The organism is Enterococcus sp. DIV0240d (assembly GCF_051711245.1).
Classification (GTDB): Bacteria; Bacillota; Bacilli; order Lactobacillales; family Enterococcaceae; genus Enterococcus_D; species Enterococcus_D casseliflavus.
The window spans coordinates 375,425-391,439 of record NZ_JBIOMG010000001.1; the positions used below are offsets into that span (position 1 = coordinate 375,425).

The window sequence follows — 16,015 nt, forward strand, 5'->3', positions numbered from 1 at the left end:
GATGTATGAAGTCGATCGAGAAGCGGAGATCATCAAGTATCTGCCGCTAGTGGAACGGGTGGTTCAGCGCCTGTCTATCAAAACCGCCGATTATGAATCAGGCGATCTCTATAATATTGGGGTGATTGGGCTGATGGATGCCTTGCGGAAATTCGATCCCTCAAAAAAAGTTCCTTTTGAAAGCTATGCAGCGATTCGTATCAAAGGGGCAATTATTGATGAAGTACGCAAGCACGCCAAAATCTCCCGATACAAAATGGCGGCAGTCAATCAGTTTTATCAAGCACGGCAAGAGTTGGAGCAAAGCCTCAAAAGAGAAGCGACCGACACCGAGATCTGCAAACAGCTGGGAATCAACCAAAGTCAACTAGCGGATATTTATGAGAGTCTGCACTACTTAGCCAGCGTTTCTTTGGAAGATACCTTGTTTGCTTACCAAGAAGAAGGCATGACCTTAAAAGATATGGTTCGGGATCCAGCCGAAAATGTCGAAGATACCTTGGTCGCTGAAGAAAAACGCACCGCCTTGGTGGCGTGCATCAAAAAATTAGGGGAACGAGAACAATTGATTTTAAGTTTGTACTATACCGAGGAACTGACGTTAAAAGAAATCGCTGAAATCTTAGAAGTCTCGATTCCACGAGTTTCACAAATTCACGGCAAAACGATTGCCAAATTGCGCACATTGATTGAGGAGGAACTGGCATGATTCGAGGATTGGATGTCTTATCACGGAACATTTCATTATTACAAAAGCGACAAGAGACGACGAGCGGCAATATTGCCAATGTCAATACAACAGGGTATCAAGCAAAAACTTTGTTCCAGTCGGCGCTAGATGAAGTGGCGCTGCATAATTACCAAAGCGGGCCCAATGCGGATACCCGCCGTGATATCGGTGGATTGTCTTTAGGAACCCAATTGGCAGGCAGTACCATCAGTCAAGACCAAGGCGCTGTCAAACAGATGGGACAAGCCAGCGATTTTGCACTGCTTTCCGAAGGCTACTTTGTCGTTCAAAACAATGTGGGGCAGCGGTTGTATACGAGAAATGGCGACTTTACCGTCAATCAGCAGAATCAATACGTGACACAAGAAGGCTATCTTGTCTTAAGTGCCAATGGACAAGCAGTCAGCGCCTTGGGATCAGCGAACTTTCAGATCCAAACATTCCCCCCAGAAGCATTGACTACAGCTGGTCAAAACTATGTGACTAGCAACGCAGCAGGAACCACGGTGAATGCACCCGTGATCCAGCAAGGTGCCTTAGAACAAGCCAACGTAGCGGTTGCCGATGAAATGGTAGCGATGATCCAGACTTCTCGCGAATTTGAAGCCAATCAGAAAGCCTTGAGTTCAACGAATCAGACATTGCAAAAAGCGGTCAACGAATTAGGAAAGATTTGAGGATGAGTCAATGAATATCAGTGGATTATTAGGAATCAGCCGTTCTGGGTTGAATCATTTGCAGACAAACTTAGACACGACAGCCAACAACATCGCCAACGTCAATACCAATGGCTATCAAGCACAAACGACCCATTTTCAAGCATTGATGGAAAATGCCATCGGTGCAGAAGAAACGCTATTTAATGGCAACGCCGCCCAATATGGTGCGTCAATGGGGGCAAAAGCGACTACGACTACCAGTTTTGCCCAAGGCAATCTGGCGGGCAACGCTCAGCCATTAGATCTCGCGATCCAAGGCAACGGCTTTTTCGGGGTCCGGGACCAAACTGGTCAATTGCTGCTGAGTCGAGCAGGCAATTTTCATTTAAGTGAGAACAAGCAATTAGTCAATAGTGAAGGGTACCCTGTGGCAATGACCACAAACGTACCGACCCCTCAGTGGCCAGATGCGCAGCAAATCGCAATAGATGCCAGCGGTCAGCTGACGACGGAAGAAAATGGTCAGACTCGCGTGTTGGGACAGCTGACCCTTTATCAGCCGACGAATACAGAAAACATCACGCCAGTGGGCAACCAACTGTACCGTGCCGGTGATCAAGCGTTGCTTACTTCGCAAACCAATCCAGCAGCCTTTGGCAGCGTCTTGCAAGGACAGTTAGAACAGTCGACGGTGGATCTAGCGACGTCCATGACAGACTTGTTAACGACCCAGCGTGCGTATGGATTGAACACGAAAGCCATGCAGACAGCCGATGAGATGTGGTCCGTGATCAATCGTTTTACAGATTAGAGGAGAAAGAACATGATTCGCTTAACCAAGGTCAGTAAAAAATTCAGCAATGGCACGTTGGCATTGGCCGATATTTCTGTTGCGATCCCTCAAGGAGAATTTATCTATGTGGTGGGTCCCAGCGGTGCGGGCAAATCGACCTTATTCAAATTGCTCTTGAAAGAAGAAGAGCTTTCGGCTGGTTCTATCCAAGTCGGCAATGTCTTGTTGGAACAACTCAAAGACCGTCATCTCTATATGGTTCGACGACAAGTCGGTATCGTCGGACAAGAGGACCTTTTGCTTCCTTATCTGACGGTTGCTAAAAACGTCGATTATGCGCTGCAAGTACTAGGCACTCCCCGCAAGCTGCGTCAGGAAAAAACCGCCAAAGCGCTGCAACTGGTGGGCATGTTTTCTCAAAAGGATCACTATCCTGAGGAGCTTTCCGTGGGACAGCGCAAAAAAGTAGCGATCGCGCGGGCGATCGTCACAGAGCCAGCAGTCTTGATCGCCGATGAGCCCACCGCCAATCTGGATGCCAAATCAGCCGTCGAAGTCATGAAACTGCTCTTGCGGATCAATCAAGTCGGTGCCACGATCCTCTTGGCGACCCACGACAGTACGATGGTCAATACGGTCCGTAATCGAGTAGTCGAGCTGCAAAACGGTCGTTTGGTTCGTGATGAATACCAAGGCGGCTATACGCGCTTTGCTGATCCAAAAGACACATATGTCTGGTGAAGATGCTTAACTTTTCTAGCAAAAGATCCGATTAAAGAACTAGAAGATTGTTTTCATAATCGGATAAAGAAGGAGTGACTCAACGATTATCAAGTGAAGAGCGAATCTTGATAAACAGCACGACTGATCATTTTGCATAGGAAAGGATACTGTTATGAAGAAGAAGGTACAAGCTATCATCAAAAAAATCCGCTTGGCGGCGTTGATTCCGCTAGGATTTACCCTGATCGTATTATTAGGATGCTATTTCTTCGTGATCCGCACCCACGGAGACGGACAAGCAGCAAAAAGTTTCTTTATTTTTTCAGTAATCGTACTGCTGCTAGAAATCGCAGTGTTAGTAGGAATGACCTATTTGGTAAAAAAAGAGACCCACTCGGGCATGGATACGTTATTGACAGAACTAGAAGCAGTTGGTTCTGGCGATCTGTCGCATATCGATGAGATCGGCAGCAGTGACCAGACTTCTCTTTTTGGGCAAGTTCAAAATCGTTTTCAAGGGGGTTTAAACACCTTCAAAGCGGTGATCGTTGGCATGCACGAAGAAAGCAGCCGAATGGAAAAAATGGTAGGCGGCCTAACGACAACCTCAAAAAATGCCAAAAATTCAATTGAAAATGTGCGTCAGACGATGAATGCCATCGCAGATGCCACTAGTTCACAAGCCTCCGAAGCGGAACAAACCTCCTTTGATATGGACGAGCTAGCCTTAAGTATCGAAGAGATCCACAAAGAGATCGAATTGATGAATGGCTATGTCGGTCAATCCCAAAGCAGCAATGTCCACAATTCGGAAATGATGTTCCATGTATTTGAAAGCTGGGAGATCGAACGGCAAAACCAAGCAGAATTAGTAGAAAGCATGAACGACATGAACGAAGATGTCCAAAGCATCGGTAAGATCGTTCAGCTGATCAATGACATTTCTGATCAGACCAACTTACTGGCATTGAATGCATCCATCGAAGCAGCTCGAGCTGGAGAAGCAGGCCGAGGGTTTGCCATCGTTACGGAAGAAGTCCGCAGCTTGGCGGAACAAAGCAGTCAATCAACGAAAAGCATTCGTTCGATCATTGAAACGATCCGCAAAAAATCGGAAAAAGTGGTCTCTGCAGTGACGGATTCCTTTGAAAGCGGCGAAAAACAAACCAACAATATCAACAAAGCGATCGAATCAGCCAATGAGATCTCTGATATTGTTGAAAAATTGGTTTCAAGTATTCAAGCCGTGGAAGCCCATATTACCGGGATCGTTGAGAAAAAAGACATGGTTCAAGTTTCCGTCAGCAACATTTCGGCTGCTGTTTCGGAAACCTCTGCCGGCACCCAAGAAGTAACGGCAAACTTAGAAGACTTCTACTTAGTCATCGAAGACTTTGAACGGAATGTGCAAGAGATCGAAACGATCGCCACTATCCTTAAATTCCAAGTGGATAGTTTCAAATTCTAAAAAGGAGCAGTGACGCCAATGGAACAATACGTTGTATTTAAAAGTCATCAACAACTCTTTGCCTTGCGAATCGACTATGTGGTACGGGTCATTGAGGCTGCTCCTTTTACCCAGCTGCCAGAAGTGGCGGATTTCGTGCTGGGGATCCAGCCTTTTGAAGAGGCGATGGTGCCGATCATTGACATCCGCAAAAAGCTGCTTGATGAATTTACACCGGAAACTGGGCAAAATGTGGTCTTGTTGTGTCACTGGCAAGAGCAGGCGATCGGCCTTTACGTGGAAGAGATCGTCGGCATTTTACCGCTCGTTGAAAGTCCTAGCAATGCGGAACTAAATACATCAGGACTCAAGCAAAACTATATCGAAGCCTTTCTGAAAAAAGACGATGAACTTGTGCTGGCATTGGAGCTGCCGTTTCTCTTCAGCTATGAACAAGCCGCTGAGATGACGGCGGAGTTAGACGCCTATCAGACAGAGGAATTGGCAGCCGCCAATGACCATGACAATGATGACCGTGAATGAGGAACTGCATGTGGGGATCTCGGAGTATAAGATCGCCCAAGCGCCGACGCGTTTGATCACGGTGGGTTTAGGTTCTTGCATCGGCACGATCATTTACGATGAAGCCAGTCATATCGGCGGCTTGAGTCATATTATGCTGCCAGATAGTCAGCCTTTTTTGCACAAGCGGGAAATCAAGCCCGAGAAGTTTGCGGACTTGGCATTGCCAGCGATGGTGGCTGAGCTGGAACAAAAGATCCGTCGGCCTCGCTTTCAAGCGAAAATCGTTGGCGGCGCCAATATGTTTCAGTTCCAGACGCTTAACGCTGCCAGCAATATTGGTCAGCGCAATATTGAAGCCGTCGAGGAAGTCTTGGCTCGGCTAAACATTCCGATCGTAGCCAAACATGTTGGCGGCAGCGCTGGTCGAACGATGATCGTGGATCTTCAGGATTTCAAGACCATGGTTCGGCAAGTCAAACAAGAAATCGTTTATTTGTAAAAGGAGTACAGGGACATGAAAAAAGTAATGATCGTCGATGATTCGGCATTCATGCGGAAAGTAGTGACAGATTTATTGAATCAGCTGCCTGATATCGAGGTGACCGTCGCTGCCCGCAATGGCAAACAAGCATTGGACTATCTGACCAAAGAAGCGATCGATTTGGTAGTAATGGATGTGGAGATGCCAGTGATGAACGGATTAGAGACCTTGCGGAGGATGAAACAGCAATCAGCCATTCCCGTCATCATGCTTAGTTCATTAACCAATCAAGAAACCACGATTGAGGCATTGGCGCTTGGCGCCCGAGATTTTGTGGAAAAACCCGTCAGTCTATCGATGATCGAAAAAGAATAGATCGCTGAATTTCATCAAAAGATTTTGGCGATGGATCATGAAGTCGGTACGGTTCACCCGCCAGTGCCAACGATTGCCCAGCCCACTAAGCTGACACAAAACAGCTTGCCGGTATCACTTGATGCGCTAGTCATTGGTGCTTCAACAGGCGGACCACGTGCCTTACTGGGAATTATTCGCCGTTTGCCTGCACGTTTGCGTTGCCCGATTTTGATCGTTCAGCATATGCCAGCGGGCTTCACGGCTTCCTTTGCAAAACGCTTAGACACAGAGACAACCGTCCGAGTACAAGAAGCAGTCGACGGCATGCGGATCGAAAATCAAGTGTATCTTTGTCCAGGGGATTACCACATGACGGTCCAACAAGGGCACCTGCAGTTGGACCAGCGAGAAAAACGGCATGGGACGCGGCCAACCGTCGATTATCTTTTTTCCTCAGCAGCTGACTACTATGGCCCGCAACTAGCGGCAGTGGTTTTGACGGGGATGGGAAAAGACGGCACCGCTGGCTTACGACAGATCCAAGCGGCTGGGGGCTATACGATCGTTCAAGACAAAGAAACGTGTACAGTCTTTGGGATGCCGCGGTATGCCATTGAACAAGGAGTCGTGGATGAAGTCCTGCCATTGCAGGGCATTGAAGCAAAAATTGCACAGATGGTCAGGTGAAGAAGATGGAAGAAGAATTTGCCTTATTTAATGCGTGGGTGGATCGCCGATTAGGGATTCCCTTAGCCGCATACAAAGAAAATCAAATGCAGCGCCGCATCCTTACGATCATGGAAAACAGCGGGGCAAAAACGTTGAGGGAGTACCAGCAATTGATCGAAGGCGATGACGGGGTGCGGGCGGCTTTTTTAGCCCATATCACCATTAACGTAACGGAATTTTATCGCAACAAAGAACTGTTTGACGCCTTTGAACGCGTCTTGACAACCATTGTTCTCCCGAAAACCACGCTGCCCAAAATTTGGAGTGCCGCATGTTCGATTGGGGCAGAACCCTATACGATCGCGATGCTGCTAGAAAAAAACCAAATTGCCGCAGCCAATGTCTTGGCTACCGATATCGATACGCAAATTTTGGCAAAAGCCAAGCAAGGACTCTATCGAGACCACGAATTGCGGAATGTCTCAGCGGCAGAACGTGCCCGTTTTTTTGATGCAAAAGAAAAGAACCAGTTTCAGATCAAACCGGAAATCAAACGGCGGGTTCATTTTAAGCAACACGATCTTTTGAAAGACCCGTACAATGGGCCTTTTGATGTGATCGTTTGCCGCAATGTGACGATTTATTTCAAAAGCGATGCTCGGGATGCCGTCTATCAAAAATTCAGCGATGCATTGGTCCCAGGGGGCATTTTGTTTACGGGAGCGACAGAAACGATCAATTTTGCGGAACAATTCGGTCTCAAGAAAATCGATTCGTTTATCTATCAAAAAGTATAATTTTGTAAAGGAGGGACCCATTTGGATGACAATAGTGTCTATCGTACCCTTTTCTTTGAAGAAACAGACGATCATTTAGCGCAGTTGAATGATCATGTCTTGCAATTGGAAAACGATCCAAAAGATAGCGCCTTGCTGAATGATATTTTCCGTTCTGCCCATACCCTTAAAGGGATGGCGGCAACGATGGGCTATGACGTCATGACGCAGCTGACCCATAAAATGGAAAATATTTTTGAGTTATTTAAAACTGGGACCTTGCAAGTGACCCAGCAATCGATCTCATTGATTTTCAAATGTCTGGATCGCCTGTCAGAACTTGTGGAGGACTTGCGGGAAGAACGCGACCTGCAGCCAGCTCAAATTGCCGATTTATTGGCCGAACTTGACCAAACGGAACATTCTGGCGGTATATCAACCGAGACAGAAGCAAGCCAAAACCCCACCGCAGTGGGCGCGTTAACCCCACAGCTTCAACAGATCGATCCTTCTGATCTGTATGTGATCGAGCAAGCGGCTGGAGATGGCTATCAAGCGGTCCAAATTGCTGTTCGCTTAGATGCCCAATCTATGTTAAAAGGTGCTCGTGCCTTCTTGATCATGGAAAAGCTTGGCCAAGCAGGGGAAGTTCTTTATACAGAACCAGATGCCCAAACACTCGAAGAAGGCACCTTTGAATCAGATTTTTCACTGCTGTATTTGACGCAGCAAACACTGGCTGATGTCGAGCAAAACATCGCCAGCAACAGTGAGATCGAAGCCTTCGTGGTGGCACCGTTTGATCCTTCAGCGGCTGTGTTGGAGGAGGCAGAAGAGCTGCTCCAACCAGTGCCGACCCCAGAGTCAGAGACTTCTGCTCTTCAGCAAGCGACAACAGAAACGAAAGAAAAATCGCCGACGCCCGTGCATCATGCGTCCGCCCAAAATCAATCGATCCGAGTCGACTTGAATCGCTTAGATTCATTCTTGGATCTCGTGTCCGAATTGGTGGTCTATCGCAATCAATTGGAAGATGTCAGTGAGCGGGAAAACATCGAAGCAGTCAAAGACCCCTTAGAGCAAGTCTCACGATTGACCTCTGAGCTGCAAGATTTGGTCTTGCGGATCCGCATGCAGCAAGTCAATGTCGTCTTTAGTCGCTTTCCACGAATGGTTCGGGACTTATCCAATGAACTGCAAAAGGAAATGGAACTTGTCATTTTTGGGGAAGAAACGGAATTGGATAAAACAGTGGTTTCTGAGTTGAGCGAACCTCTGGTCCATCTGTTACGTAATTCTGTCGATCACGGCATCGAAGCACCCGATGTTCGGGAAAAACTGGGCAAACCGCGCAAGGGCACGATTCGCTTGGCGGCCTATCAAGAAGGCAATCGCGTGATCATTACTTTAGAGGATGATGGCAAAGGCCTTGATCCGCAAGTAATCAAAGCAAGTGCTGAAAAGAAAGGCTTAGCAACGGAAGGTCTTTCCGATGAAGCGTTGCAGCAGCTGATTTTCCATCCTGGTTTTTCAACTGCGCAAGAAGTGACTAACATTTCTGGGCGCGGTGTCGGGATGGATGCCGTGCAATCCAAGATCACCCAACTAGGGGGCACGATCGAAATGAAGAGCCAGCCAAATAAAGGCACGCAGTTTGTGATCAAATTGCCATTGACTCTATCGATCATTCAAGCGTTGATGGTTCGCGTCGGAGCAGAAACCTTTGCGATCCCACTAAATCTCGTCGAACGCGTGGTGATGGTCAAAGAAGAAGAGATCATCCAGACGGTCTCAGATGAGGTCTATCGTTTTCAAGAGGAGTTGATTCCCTTGGTTCGGACCGATCAACTCTTAGCGATCGAAGGCGATCCATCTGAGAAAAAATTCGCCATCATCGTCAACAATGACCAACAATTTCACGGCATTTTGGCAGATGAGCTGATCGGCCAGCAAGAAATCGTCATCAAGAAAATCGATCCGCTGCTGCAAAAGCTGAATCGCTATCAAGGAGCAACGATTATGGGCAACGGCTCGATCGCACTGATCCTAGACATTCATGCCATCTGTCAGGAAAAAAAGGATGACCGCTTATGAGCTATACAGCGCTGCAGATCGATGGCCTAAAAGAACTGATCAATATCGGCGGTGGTCACGCTGCGACTAGTTTATCAAAGCTCGTCCAACAACCGATCGATATGCGGGTACCGGAAGTCGAGATTCTAGCTTATGAGGACCTGTATCAGCAGATCATGGCGGAAGACAAAGAAGTTCATGTGGTGATGAGCCAAATCGAAGGGGCGTTTCGGGGGATCTTCTTGTTTGTCTTAACGGATGAATCCGCCGCAAAATTGCGTCAGTTGATGATCCAAGAAAGCGATCCGTCTGAAGAATTGAAGCAATCGGTCATCAACGAGTTGACCAACATTCTTACCAATTCTTTTTTGATCGCGATCGGGCAACTGTTGGAAACCCAGCTGAGTGCGTCTTTACCAAGCGCCAGCTATGATTTCTTTGGCGCAGCGATCAGCTCCATCTATCTGGCGATGGCCCAGTATGATGAGCAGGTGATGGTGATTCGTAATGAGTTCGTCTACGCCAAAGAAACATTAGAGGCATCGTTATTTTTGATTCCAGAAATCGGTGTACTAGAAAACATATTTGATTCATTAGGAATTTGAAAGGGGCAAATACAATGTCAAAAAAAGTATTGATCGTGGATGATGCGGTATTTATGCGCATGAAATTAAAGGATATTTTAGAAAAAAACGGCTATGAAGTCGTGGGGGAAGCCCAAAATGGCCAAGAGGCTTTTGAAAAATACCAAGCAACGACACCAGACTTAGTGACTATGGATATCACGATGCCAGAAGTGGACGGCTTAGAGGCATTAAAAATGATCCGCACGTTTGATGCGCAGGCCAAAGTCGTAATGTGCAGTGCCATGGGACAACAAGGAATGGTGATGGATGCGATTCGCGCCGGTGCGGTGGACTTTATCGTGAAGCCCTTTGACACGGACCGCGTAATCACTGCCATCGACAAAGCCTTTGCCTAATGCCTAGGAGGATAGCGACATGCAGATGATTCTTTTCAAAATGGCTCAGCAGTACTATTTGATCTCGGCGGACTCGGTGGACGAGGTCATTGATGCCCCTTCCTTTACGAAGGTGCCCTTAGCACCAGAGTGGGTGGAAGGGTTGATCAATCTGCGGGGGTCTGTCGTAACGGTGATTCGTTTGGCAAAATTGATTCCCATCATGGAACCAGCCTACGAAAAAAACATATTGATCATGAAGAAGCAAGAGGAGACCAAAGGGGTCCTCGTAGAAGAAGTAATTGAAGTTCTTGATATCACCGAAGACGATATCCAACTGAGCAATCAAGAGACAGAACATGCCGTTGGGGTCGTGACGATCGGTGAAAAAGTAGCCAGTGTGATTCAAATCGATCACATGATTTTTTAAAAAAATGGGGGATTAGTGTGGATCAGGTATTGACGCAGCAAGAGATTGATTTATTGTTGAATGCGATGAGCAGCGGAGAGATCGATCAAGAAATTATTGAGATAGAAGACAAACAAGCCAAAGTGAAAGCCTACGATTTTCGCCGACCAACAAAGCTGTCGAAAGAATACGTCAATACCCTGCACATGATCTTCGAGGATTTCTCGAAGATGAGCAGCAGCATGCTTTCTACCCAACTGCGGACCAATGTTTCTTTGCAGTTGGCAGCTATCGAACAAGTCAGTTATGACGAATTTATCCATTCGATACCAAAATTTACTTTGTTGGGGCTCTTTCATTCGCAGCCTTTGAGCGGGATTCAAATGATCGAGATGAACCCACAACTGTGTATGATGTTGGTGGAGTTGTTGTGCGGCGGCTTGGATGTCTATCAAAACAAGCCGATCGAAATGGATTTTAGCGAGAAAAAAAGTTTTACTGATATTGAAACAGCGATCTTGGAAGAAGTAGTAGCACAATTTGTACGGGTCTACCAAAATGTTTGGAAGGACATCGTTGCCTTGGATTCGGTTTTGGATGGAATCGATACGAATCCGCAATTGATGCAAAACATGTCGCCCAACGAACCCGTCGTATTAGTGACCTTTACTATCAAAATTTTTGAAGTGAAACATTTTATCAATCTATGTATCCCGTATGTCTTTTTTGAAGGGATCATTGATAAATTAAGTTTCCGCAATTGGTTTGATAGCAATCAGCCAGTCAACCAAGACGATAGCCGCGAGTTGCAAAAAAGTTTGAATGGGGTCGGATTGAATCTAGAAGTTCTGTTGGGCCATGCTCAAATGAGTCTTTCTGAGTTTCTCCACTTAGAAGAAGGCGATGTCATCAAACTAGACAAAAAAATTACTGAACCATTAGAGACCTTCATCGATGGAAAACCTTACTTCCGAGCAAAACCTGGGAAGCAAGAGGACCATTTAGCCATTGAATTATTAGACAAGTTAGAAGAGGAGCAAGAACTATGAGTGAACGTTTATCCCAAGCAGAAATCGATGCATTGTTGAATCAAAGTGCCCCAACCCAGCCGCAAGGATTAGAAGAGCAAGTCAAAGTCGACATTATCGGCGAAGTTGGCAATATCTCCATGTCGCAAGCGGCGACGACGTTGTCTTCCATTCTTGATCGTCGGGTCAGCATCACAACTCCCCGGGTGTCTAAAATCAAATTTGGTGAGATCTTAAACGACCTCGTTGCACCAAAAGTAGCAACGACAGTTGAATTTAAAGAAGGCCTTTTAGGCAGTAATTTGATGCTGTTAGAAGTCAAAGATGCCATCGTGATCGCTGATTTGATGATGGGGGGAACCGGTGAAACCAGCAACACCCAATTTACGGAATTAGAGCTAAGTGCTGTGGCAGAAGCCATGAACCAAATGATTGGGACTGCCTCGACTTCGATGGCGACGATGATCAGCCGTAAAGTGGATATCTTACCGCCGATCGTCAAACTATGGGAGACACCAGAAAACATTGAGTATAGCGGGATCGAGGCAGAGGAAGAGATTTATTGTATCTCATTTTCTTTGCGCGTCGAAGGTCTGATCGAAAGCAAAATCATGCAGATCTTTACGGATCCGGTGGTCAACGATATCGCCAGTGCGATGCTGTCCGATGAAGCGACTGTCGTTACTCGAGAAACACCAACACCGCAGCCAACGGCACCCGTTGCTGCACCTACGCCAGAACCAGCGGCTGCATCAAAGCCCGTGGAAGTCAGCAAACCGGCGTTTCAAACATTGGCCTCCAGCGGAGTGAGCGATGGGGATAATTTGGACTTGATTCTTGATGTGCCATTGGATCTAAGTGTCGTGTTAGGCCGCAGCAAAAAAACCATTAAGGACATTTTATCTTTCAATACGGGGTCCGTCATCGAGCTGGAAAAACTGACGGATGAACCGCTAGAGATTTTGTTGAACGGCAAGCTGATCGCCACTGGGGAAGTCGTGGTCATCAATGAAAACTTCGGTGTGCGGATCACCAACATTCTTTCGCAAAAACAACGCATCCACAATTTGCATTAATTTGAAGAAATCGCAAAAAGTTAAACATATGGGTTTAACTTTTTTGTGATTTGACCGATAGTAGAGGGTAGAAGAATGAGAACGGAGGAGAACCTATGAAAATCGAAAGAGGTTACGCAGAATACAGCGACAAGGCCATCAAACGTGAAGCGGTCAAACAAGAAAAGCCAACTGCTGCTCAGACAGAAAAAACCGTCGATGTTCAATTATCCGAAACAGCTCAAGCCATTCAAAAGAGTGCCAATCAAACAGCCAGTCGTAGTGAGCGAGTGGCAGAATTGAAACGAGCGATCAAAGAAGGCACCTACCAAGTATCTGCCGAAACGATCGCAGATAAAATGCTGCAACAAGATGAAAAGCAGGTCGACTAGATGACAGAACGGGAATTTGAGCGTCAGCTTCAGCAGTTCTTGCGGTTGCTGCAAAAAGAAAAGACCTGCTTGATCAAAAATCAAGCAGAAAAATTACCAGAACTCGTCGAGAAAAAAACCGCCTTCGTACCCGTTTTTTCCACGTATGAAGGAACTCTTTCAGTGACGATCAAAGAACTCATCCGCCAGATCCAAGTGCAGCAAGCCGAAAATCTCCTGCTGACGGAGCAAGCCATTAGTTTCCAAACTGTTTTGATGGATGCAGTCAAAGAAAATATCAAGACACCGGCAAATACGTATTCGAAATACCAAGAAAAACAAGCTGTCTCAACAGCGATCATCGATCAAAAAATGTAAGGAGTACTTCTATGACAGGACTATTTGGTTCATTAGGCACCGCAACCCGGGGCATGACCGCCAATCAAGCAGCGTTGCAAACCAGCAGCCACAACATTGCAAATACCAATACAGATGGCTACTCAAGACAACGAGTCAACTTGCAAGCCGAAGCGTCTTACCATCTAGCGGGTGTTGGCAGCATCGGTATGGGTGTGAAAGTCGGCAGTGTCGAACGGATCGTCGATGATTTTGTCATTGGACAAGTACGCAATGCCAATTCTACCTATACATATTATGAACAAAAAGCAGACATATTAGGACAGCTGGAAAGTTTAATGAATGAGCCTTCTGACAATGGACTGTCCAAACAGCTGGCAACGATGTTTGATTCTTGGACCGCATTAGCCAACAATCCTGAACTGGATACGTCTAAGACCCTTGTGCTGGAAAACAGCAGTACGTTTGCCGATACCATCAACCAAATGGGCAAACAAATGACGCAGCTGCAAAGCGACACGCTGGATACCATCGAAAAATCCGCGCTGGACTTCAATGAGAAGGTCAAACAGCTGCAATCCTTGAATGAACAGATCTATGGGTTGACGACGAGTGGTGAGACACCGAATGATCTTTTGGATCGTCGAGACAGTCTGTTGAAAGATCTCTCGGGTCTAGCAGGGATCGAAACCAAGACCGATCAGTATGGCCGTGGGTTTGTATCCATGAGCGGACAGACGATCTTAAGTGCGGAGGAACGCAATACCCTTAGTGTGGTGGTGGGACAAAGCGACACAGGCGCCTTGGTTTCCAAAGACGGCAACGCCTTGAATCCTGCCGAAACCATTACAGGGTCTTATCCAGCTGGAACCGTCTTGTTGACGAAAACCACCGACAATGGCGAAACCGCCTATACAGAATTGCCAATCAAAGAAGGCGCGATCGGTGGCCTGCAAGCATCATCTGGGGAGATCGGCAGCCGCTTGACGGAATTGAACAACTTTACGTCGACGATCGCGCAAGCCATGAACATGGTCTTTACTGGCGGCGCTTCTCCTACTAGCGGACTATTTGAGATCGGCCAAGATGATACTGGTACAGCGACGACGATTCGGGTCAGCCAAGCACTGTTAGATAACCCAAGTCTGGTGACCGGCGGAACGAGCAATGCAGCAGGAGATGGTTCAAGAGCTGCTGCAATGGCGAAACTCAGCAGTGCCAAATTGGACTTCCCGTTGTCAGAAAAGACGATCGCTTCTTTTGATTCTGAGACATTGACGTTTGCCAATGCAGCATCTGGCATGAGTGTCAGCAGCTACTTTAACAGCATCGTCACCAAAAACGGGATCTCAAAACAGCAAGCCGACAATACAGTCAGTGCCCAATTGTCGCTGCTGAATCAACTAGAATACAAAAATCAATCGGTGTCTGGGGTTTCATTAAATGAAGAAATGTCAGATGTGATTCGTTTCCAACAAGGATTTCAGGCCAATGCCCGCATATTATCGGTCGTTTCTGAAATGTTAGACACATTGATCAATCGAACAGGAGTGTAGACCATGCGTATTTCCAATTCAATCACCTACAATGATTTTTTACGAAATCTAGGAACCAACGCCTCCAAAGTCCAATCCACGTTGAATCAGCTATCGAGCTTAAAAGAAGTCAGCAAGTCCTCGGATAATCCGCTGCTGGTTTCAAAAATCATGGATCTCAATGTGTCGTTAAATCAAAACAAAACTTACAACAATACGATCAAAGACAGTATTTCTTGGACAAAAGCCCAAGATTCTGCTTTAGAAAGCGTCAGTACTTCGATGCTGCGGATTCGCTCGTTGGTTCAATCTTCTGCCAATGCGACAGCTGGCAGTGAGGAATTAGGGGCAAATCGTTCAGAGATCGAGCAAGAGATCGAAGGCATCGTTGAATCATTAAACACCAACTTTGATGGCCGCTATCTATTTAGCGGAACGAATACGACGACGGCGCCTTTTGAGATCGTAAAAGAAAATGACGCCATCGTCGGTATCAAATACAATGGCACCAGCGAAGACTTGCCGCGAGAAATCGCAAATGGGGTCTCGGTGGATCTGTTAGCCAGCGGTGATCGTCTGATGAACGAGACGGGCACAGCTGAGGATCCCCAAAATTTAAGCACCTATTTCAATGATTTGTTGTCTGCGTTGCGCAGTGATGATAAAGATGCCTTAGGGGGCGAGCTTTTAACCGCTCATGACCAGCATGCCACTAATGTGGTGAATGTACGGGCGCAGATCGGCACCCTCTACAATCGCTTGGAAGCGGCAGCTGATCGAAATGAGACGGAAAAGCTGAACTTGACCGAAACACTGTCCAACAAACAAGACGTCGATATTGCGGAAAAGTATATGGAATATCAAAATCAAATGACTGCCTACCGTTCAACACTAGCGAAGGGAACAAAGATCATGCAGATGTCCATTCTAGATTATTTAAATTAACCCAAAAACTTTTGTTCTTTGCTGAGAGCAAAAGTTTTTTATTTTTTTTAGAAAAAAGGCTTAACCCTGAACGGTTTCTTCCGATAAATAGTAGCAGAGGGAAACCTTAGCGAATAAAAAT

The 16,015-nt window shown here is 46.5% G+C and carries 18 protein-coding genes and 1 pseudogene; all 19 read left to right on the forward strand.

What is annotated here, in order from left to right:
* Position 1: 1 nt before the first annotated feature.
* Positions 2-709, forward strand: a complete 708-nt coding sequence (locus IGJ25_RS01750; RefSeq protein ID WP_015508736.1) for a sigma-70 family RNA polymerase sigma factor — start codon at positions 2-4, stop codon at positions 707-709.
* Positions 706-1,407 carry a flagellar hook-basal body protein gene (locus tag IGJ25_RS01755; protein WP_225000661.1) on the forward strand — a complete coding sequence of 234 codons (702 nt, stop codon included), beginning with the start codon at positions 706-708 and terminating at the stop codon, positions 1,405-1,407. The genes IGJ25_RS01750 and IGJ25_RS01755 overlap by 4 nt, the downstream gene beginning before the upstream one ends.
* Before the next feature lie 10 nt (positions 1,408-1,417).
* On the forward strand, positions 1,418-2,200 hold the full coding sequence (locus IGJ25_RS01760; protein WP_438779077.1) for a flagellar hook-basal body protein: 783 nt from the start codon (positions 1,418-1,420) through the stop codon (positions 2,198-2,200).
* 12 nt (positions 2,201-2,212) lie between these two features.
* Positions 2,213-2,923: a cell division ATP-binding protein FtsE gene (locus tag IGJ25_RS01765; RefSeq protein ID WP_225000660.1), complete on the forward strand. Its 711-nt coding sequence runs from the start codon at positions 2,213-2,215 to the stop codon at positions 2,921-2,923.
* A 154-nt stretch (positions 2,924-3,077) separates the two neighbouring features.
* The gene (locus IGJ25_RS01770) at positions 3,078-4,373 is read left to right on the forward strand and encodes a methyl-accepting chemotaxis protein (protein ID WP_438779078.1); all 1,296 of its coding nucleotides are present in this window, start codon (positions 3,078-3,080) and stop codon (positions 4,371-4,373) included.
* 18 nt (positions 4,374-4,391) lie between these two features.
* Positions 4,392-4,895: a chemotaxis protein CheW gene (locus IGJ25_RS01775; RefSeq protein WP_438779079.1), complete on the forward strand. Its 504-nt coding sequence runs from the start codon at positions 4,392-4,394 to the stop codon at positions 4,893-4,895.
* Complete coding sequence (locus IGJ25_RS01780) at positions 4,867-5,376, forward strand: chemotaxis protein CheD (RefSeq protein ID WP_005226629.1); 510 nt, start codon at positions 4,867-4,869, stop codon at positions 5,374-5,376. The genes IGJ25_RS01775 and IGJ25_RS01780 overlap by 29 nt, the downstream gene beginning before the upstream one ends.
* 15 nt (positions 5,377-5,391) lie before the next feature.
* Positions 5,392-6,402: pseudogene (locus tag IGJ25_RS01785) on the forward strand (protein-glutamate methylesterase/protein-glutamine glutaminase).
* A gap of 5 nt (positions 6,403-6,407) precedes the next feature.
* Positions 6,408-7,181 carry a CheR family methyltransferase gene (locus IGJ25_RS01790; protein WP_225000658.1) on the forward strand — a complete coding sequence of 258 codons (774 nt, stop codon included), beginning with the start codon at positions 6,408-6,410 and terminating at the stop codon, positions 7,179-7,181.
* 21 nt (positions 7,182-7,202) lie between these two features.
* Positions 7,203-9,254, forward strand: coding sequence for a chemotaxis protein CheA (locus IGJ25_RS01795; RefSeq protein ID WP_225000657.1), 2,052 nt, complete (start codon positions 7,203-7,205; stop codon positions 9,252-9,254).
* Positions 9,251-9,838: a chemotaxis protein CheC gene (locus IGJ25_RS01800; protein WP_005226634.1), complete on the forward strand. Its 588-nt coding sequence runs from the start codon at positions 9,251-9,253 to the stop codon at positions 9,836-9,838. The genes IGJ25_RS01795 and IGJ25_RS01800 overlap by 4 nt, the downstream gene beginning before the upstream one ends.
* A gap of 14 nt (positions 9,839-9,852) precedes the next feature.
* Positions 9,853-10,215: a response regulator gene (locus IGJ25_RS01805; RefSeq protein WP_003129084.1), complete on the forward strand. Its 363-nt coding sequence runs from the start codon at positions 9,853-9,855 to the stop codon at positions 10,213-10,215.
* 19 nt (positions 10,216-10,234) lie between these two features.
* Positions 10,235-10,624 (forward strand): chemotaxis protein CheW, encoded by a 390-nt coding sequence (locus IGJ25_RS01810; RefSeq protein ID WP_005226635.1) that lies wholly within the window; start codon positions 10,235-10,237, stop codon positions 10,622-10,624.
* Between the two features lie 17 nt (positions 10,625-10,641).
* The gene (gene fliM / locus IGJ25_RS01815; RefSeq protein ID WP_008376586.1) at positions 10,642-11,652 is read left to right on the forward strand and encodes a flagellar motor switch protein FliM; all 1,011 of its coding nucleotides are present in this window, start codon (positions 10,642-10,644) and stop codon (positions 11,650-11,652) included.
* Complete coding sequence (gene fliY, locus IGJ25_RS01820) at positions 11,649-12,707, forward strand: flagellar motor switch phosphatase FliY (protein ID WP_081116145.1); 1,059 nt, start codon at positions 11,649-11,651, stop codon at positions 12,705-12,707. Before fliM ends, fliY begins: the two co-directional genes overlap by 4 nt.
* A gap of 95 nt (positions 12,708-12,802) precedes the next feature.
* Positions 12,803-13,078 carry a flagellar biosynthesis anti-sigma factor FlgM gene (flgM, locus tag IGJ25_RS01825; protein ID WP_005232754.1) on the forward strand — a complete coding sequence of 92 codons (276 nt, stop codon included), beginning with the start codon at positions 12,803-12,805 and terminating at the stop codon, positions 13,076-13,078.
* Positions 13,079-13,435, forward strand: coding sequence for a hypothetical protein (locus tag IGJ25_RS01830; RefSeq protein ID WP_005232752.1), 357 nt, complete (start codon positions 13,079-13,081; stop codon positions 13,433-13,435).
* Between the two features lie 11 nt (positions 13,436-13,446).
* On the forward strand, positions 13,447-14,970 hold the full coding sequence (gene flgK, locus IGJ25_RS01835) for a flagellar hook-associated protein FlgK (RefSeq protein ID WP_005232751.1): 1,524 nt from the start codon (positions 13,447-13,449) through the stop codon (positions 14,968-14,970).
* A gap of 3 nt (positions 14,971-14,973) precedes the next feature.
* A complete protein-coding gene (gene flgL, locus IGJ25_RS01840; RefSeq protein ID WP_413118760.1) occupies positions 14,974-15,894 on the forward strand; it encodes a flagellar hook-associated protein FlgL in 921 nt (306 codons plus the stop codon).
* Positions 15,895-16,015 lie beyond the last annotated feature (121 nt).

Bases quoted from the DNA above. Each gene is read 5' to 3' on its own strand.
- IGJ25_RS01775 (WP_438779079.1), top strand. From the start codon at position 4,392: ATGGAACAATACGTTGTATTTAAAAGTCATCAACAACTCTTTGCCTTG.
- flgK (WP_005232751.1), top strand. From the start codon at position 13,447: ATGACAGGACTATTTGGTTCATTAGGCACCGCAACCCGGGGCATGACC.
- IGJ25_RS01830 (WP_005232752.1), top strand. From the start codon at position 13,079: ATGACAGAACGGGAATTTGAGCGTCAGCTTCAGCAGTTCTTGCGGTTG.
- IGJ25_RS01790 (WP_225000658.1), top strand. From the start codon at position 6,408: ATGGAAGAAGAATTTGCCTTATTTAATGCGTGGGTGGATCGCCGATTA.
- IGJ25_RS01750 (WP_015508736.1), top strand. From the start codon at position 2: ATGTATGAAGTCGATCGAGAAGCGGAGATCATCAAGTATCTGCCGCTA.
- IGJ25_RS01800 (WP_005226634.1), top strand. From the start codon at position 9,251: ATGAGCTATACAGCGCTGCAGATCGATGGCCTAAAAGAACTGATCAAT.
- IGJ25_RS01755 (WP_225000661.1), top strand. From the start codon at position 706: ATGATTCGAGGATTGGATGTCTTATCACGGAACATTTCATTATTACAA.
- IGJ25_RS01780 (WP_005226629.1), top strand. From the start codon at position 4,867: ATGACCATGACAATGATGACCGTGAATGAGGAACTGCATGTGGGGATC.
- fliY (WP_081116145.1), top strand. From the start codon at position 11,649: ATGAGTGAACGTTTATCCCAAGCAGAAATCGATGCATTGTTGAATCAA.
- flgM (WP_005232754.1), top strand. From the start codon at position 12,803: ATGAAAATCGAAAGAGGTTACGCAGAATACAGCGACAAGGCCATCAAA.
- IGJ25_RS01770 (WP_438779078.1), top strand. From the start codon at position 3,078: ATGAAGAAGAAGGTACAAGCTATCATCAAAAAAATCCGCTTGGCGGCG.
- IGJ25_RS01805 (WP_003129084.1), top strand. From the start codon at position 9,853: ATGTCAAAAAAAGTATTGATCGTGGATGATGCGGTATTTATGCGCATG.
- flgL (WP_413118760.1), top strand. From the start codon at position 14,974: ATGCGTATTTCCAATTCAATCACCTACAATGATTTTTTACGAAATCTA.
- IGJ25_RS01765 (WP_225000660.1), top strand. From the start codon at position 2,213: ATGATTCGCTTAACCAAGGTCAGTAAAAAATTCAGCAATGGCACGTTG.
- IGJ25_RS01810 (WP_005226635.1), top strand. From the start codon at position 10,235: ATGCAGATGATTCTTTTCAAAATGGCTCAGCAGTACTATTTGATCTCG.
- IGJ25_RS01760 (WP_438779077.1), top strand. From the start codon at position 1,418: ATGAATATCAGTGGATTATTAGGAATCAGCCGTTCTGGGTTGAATCAT.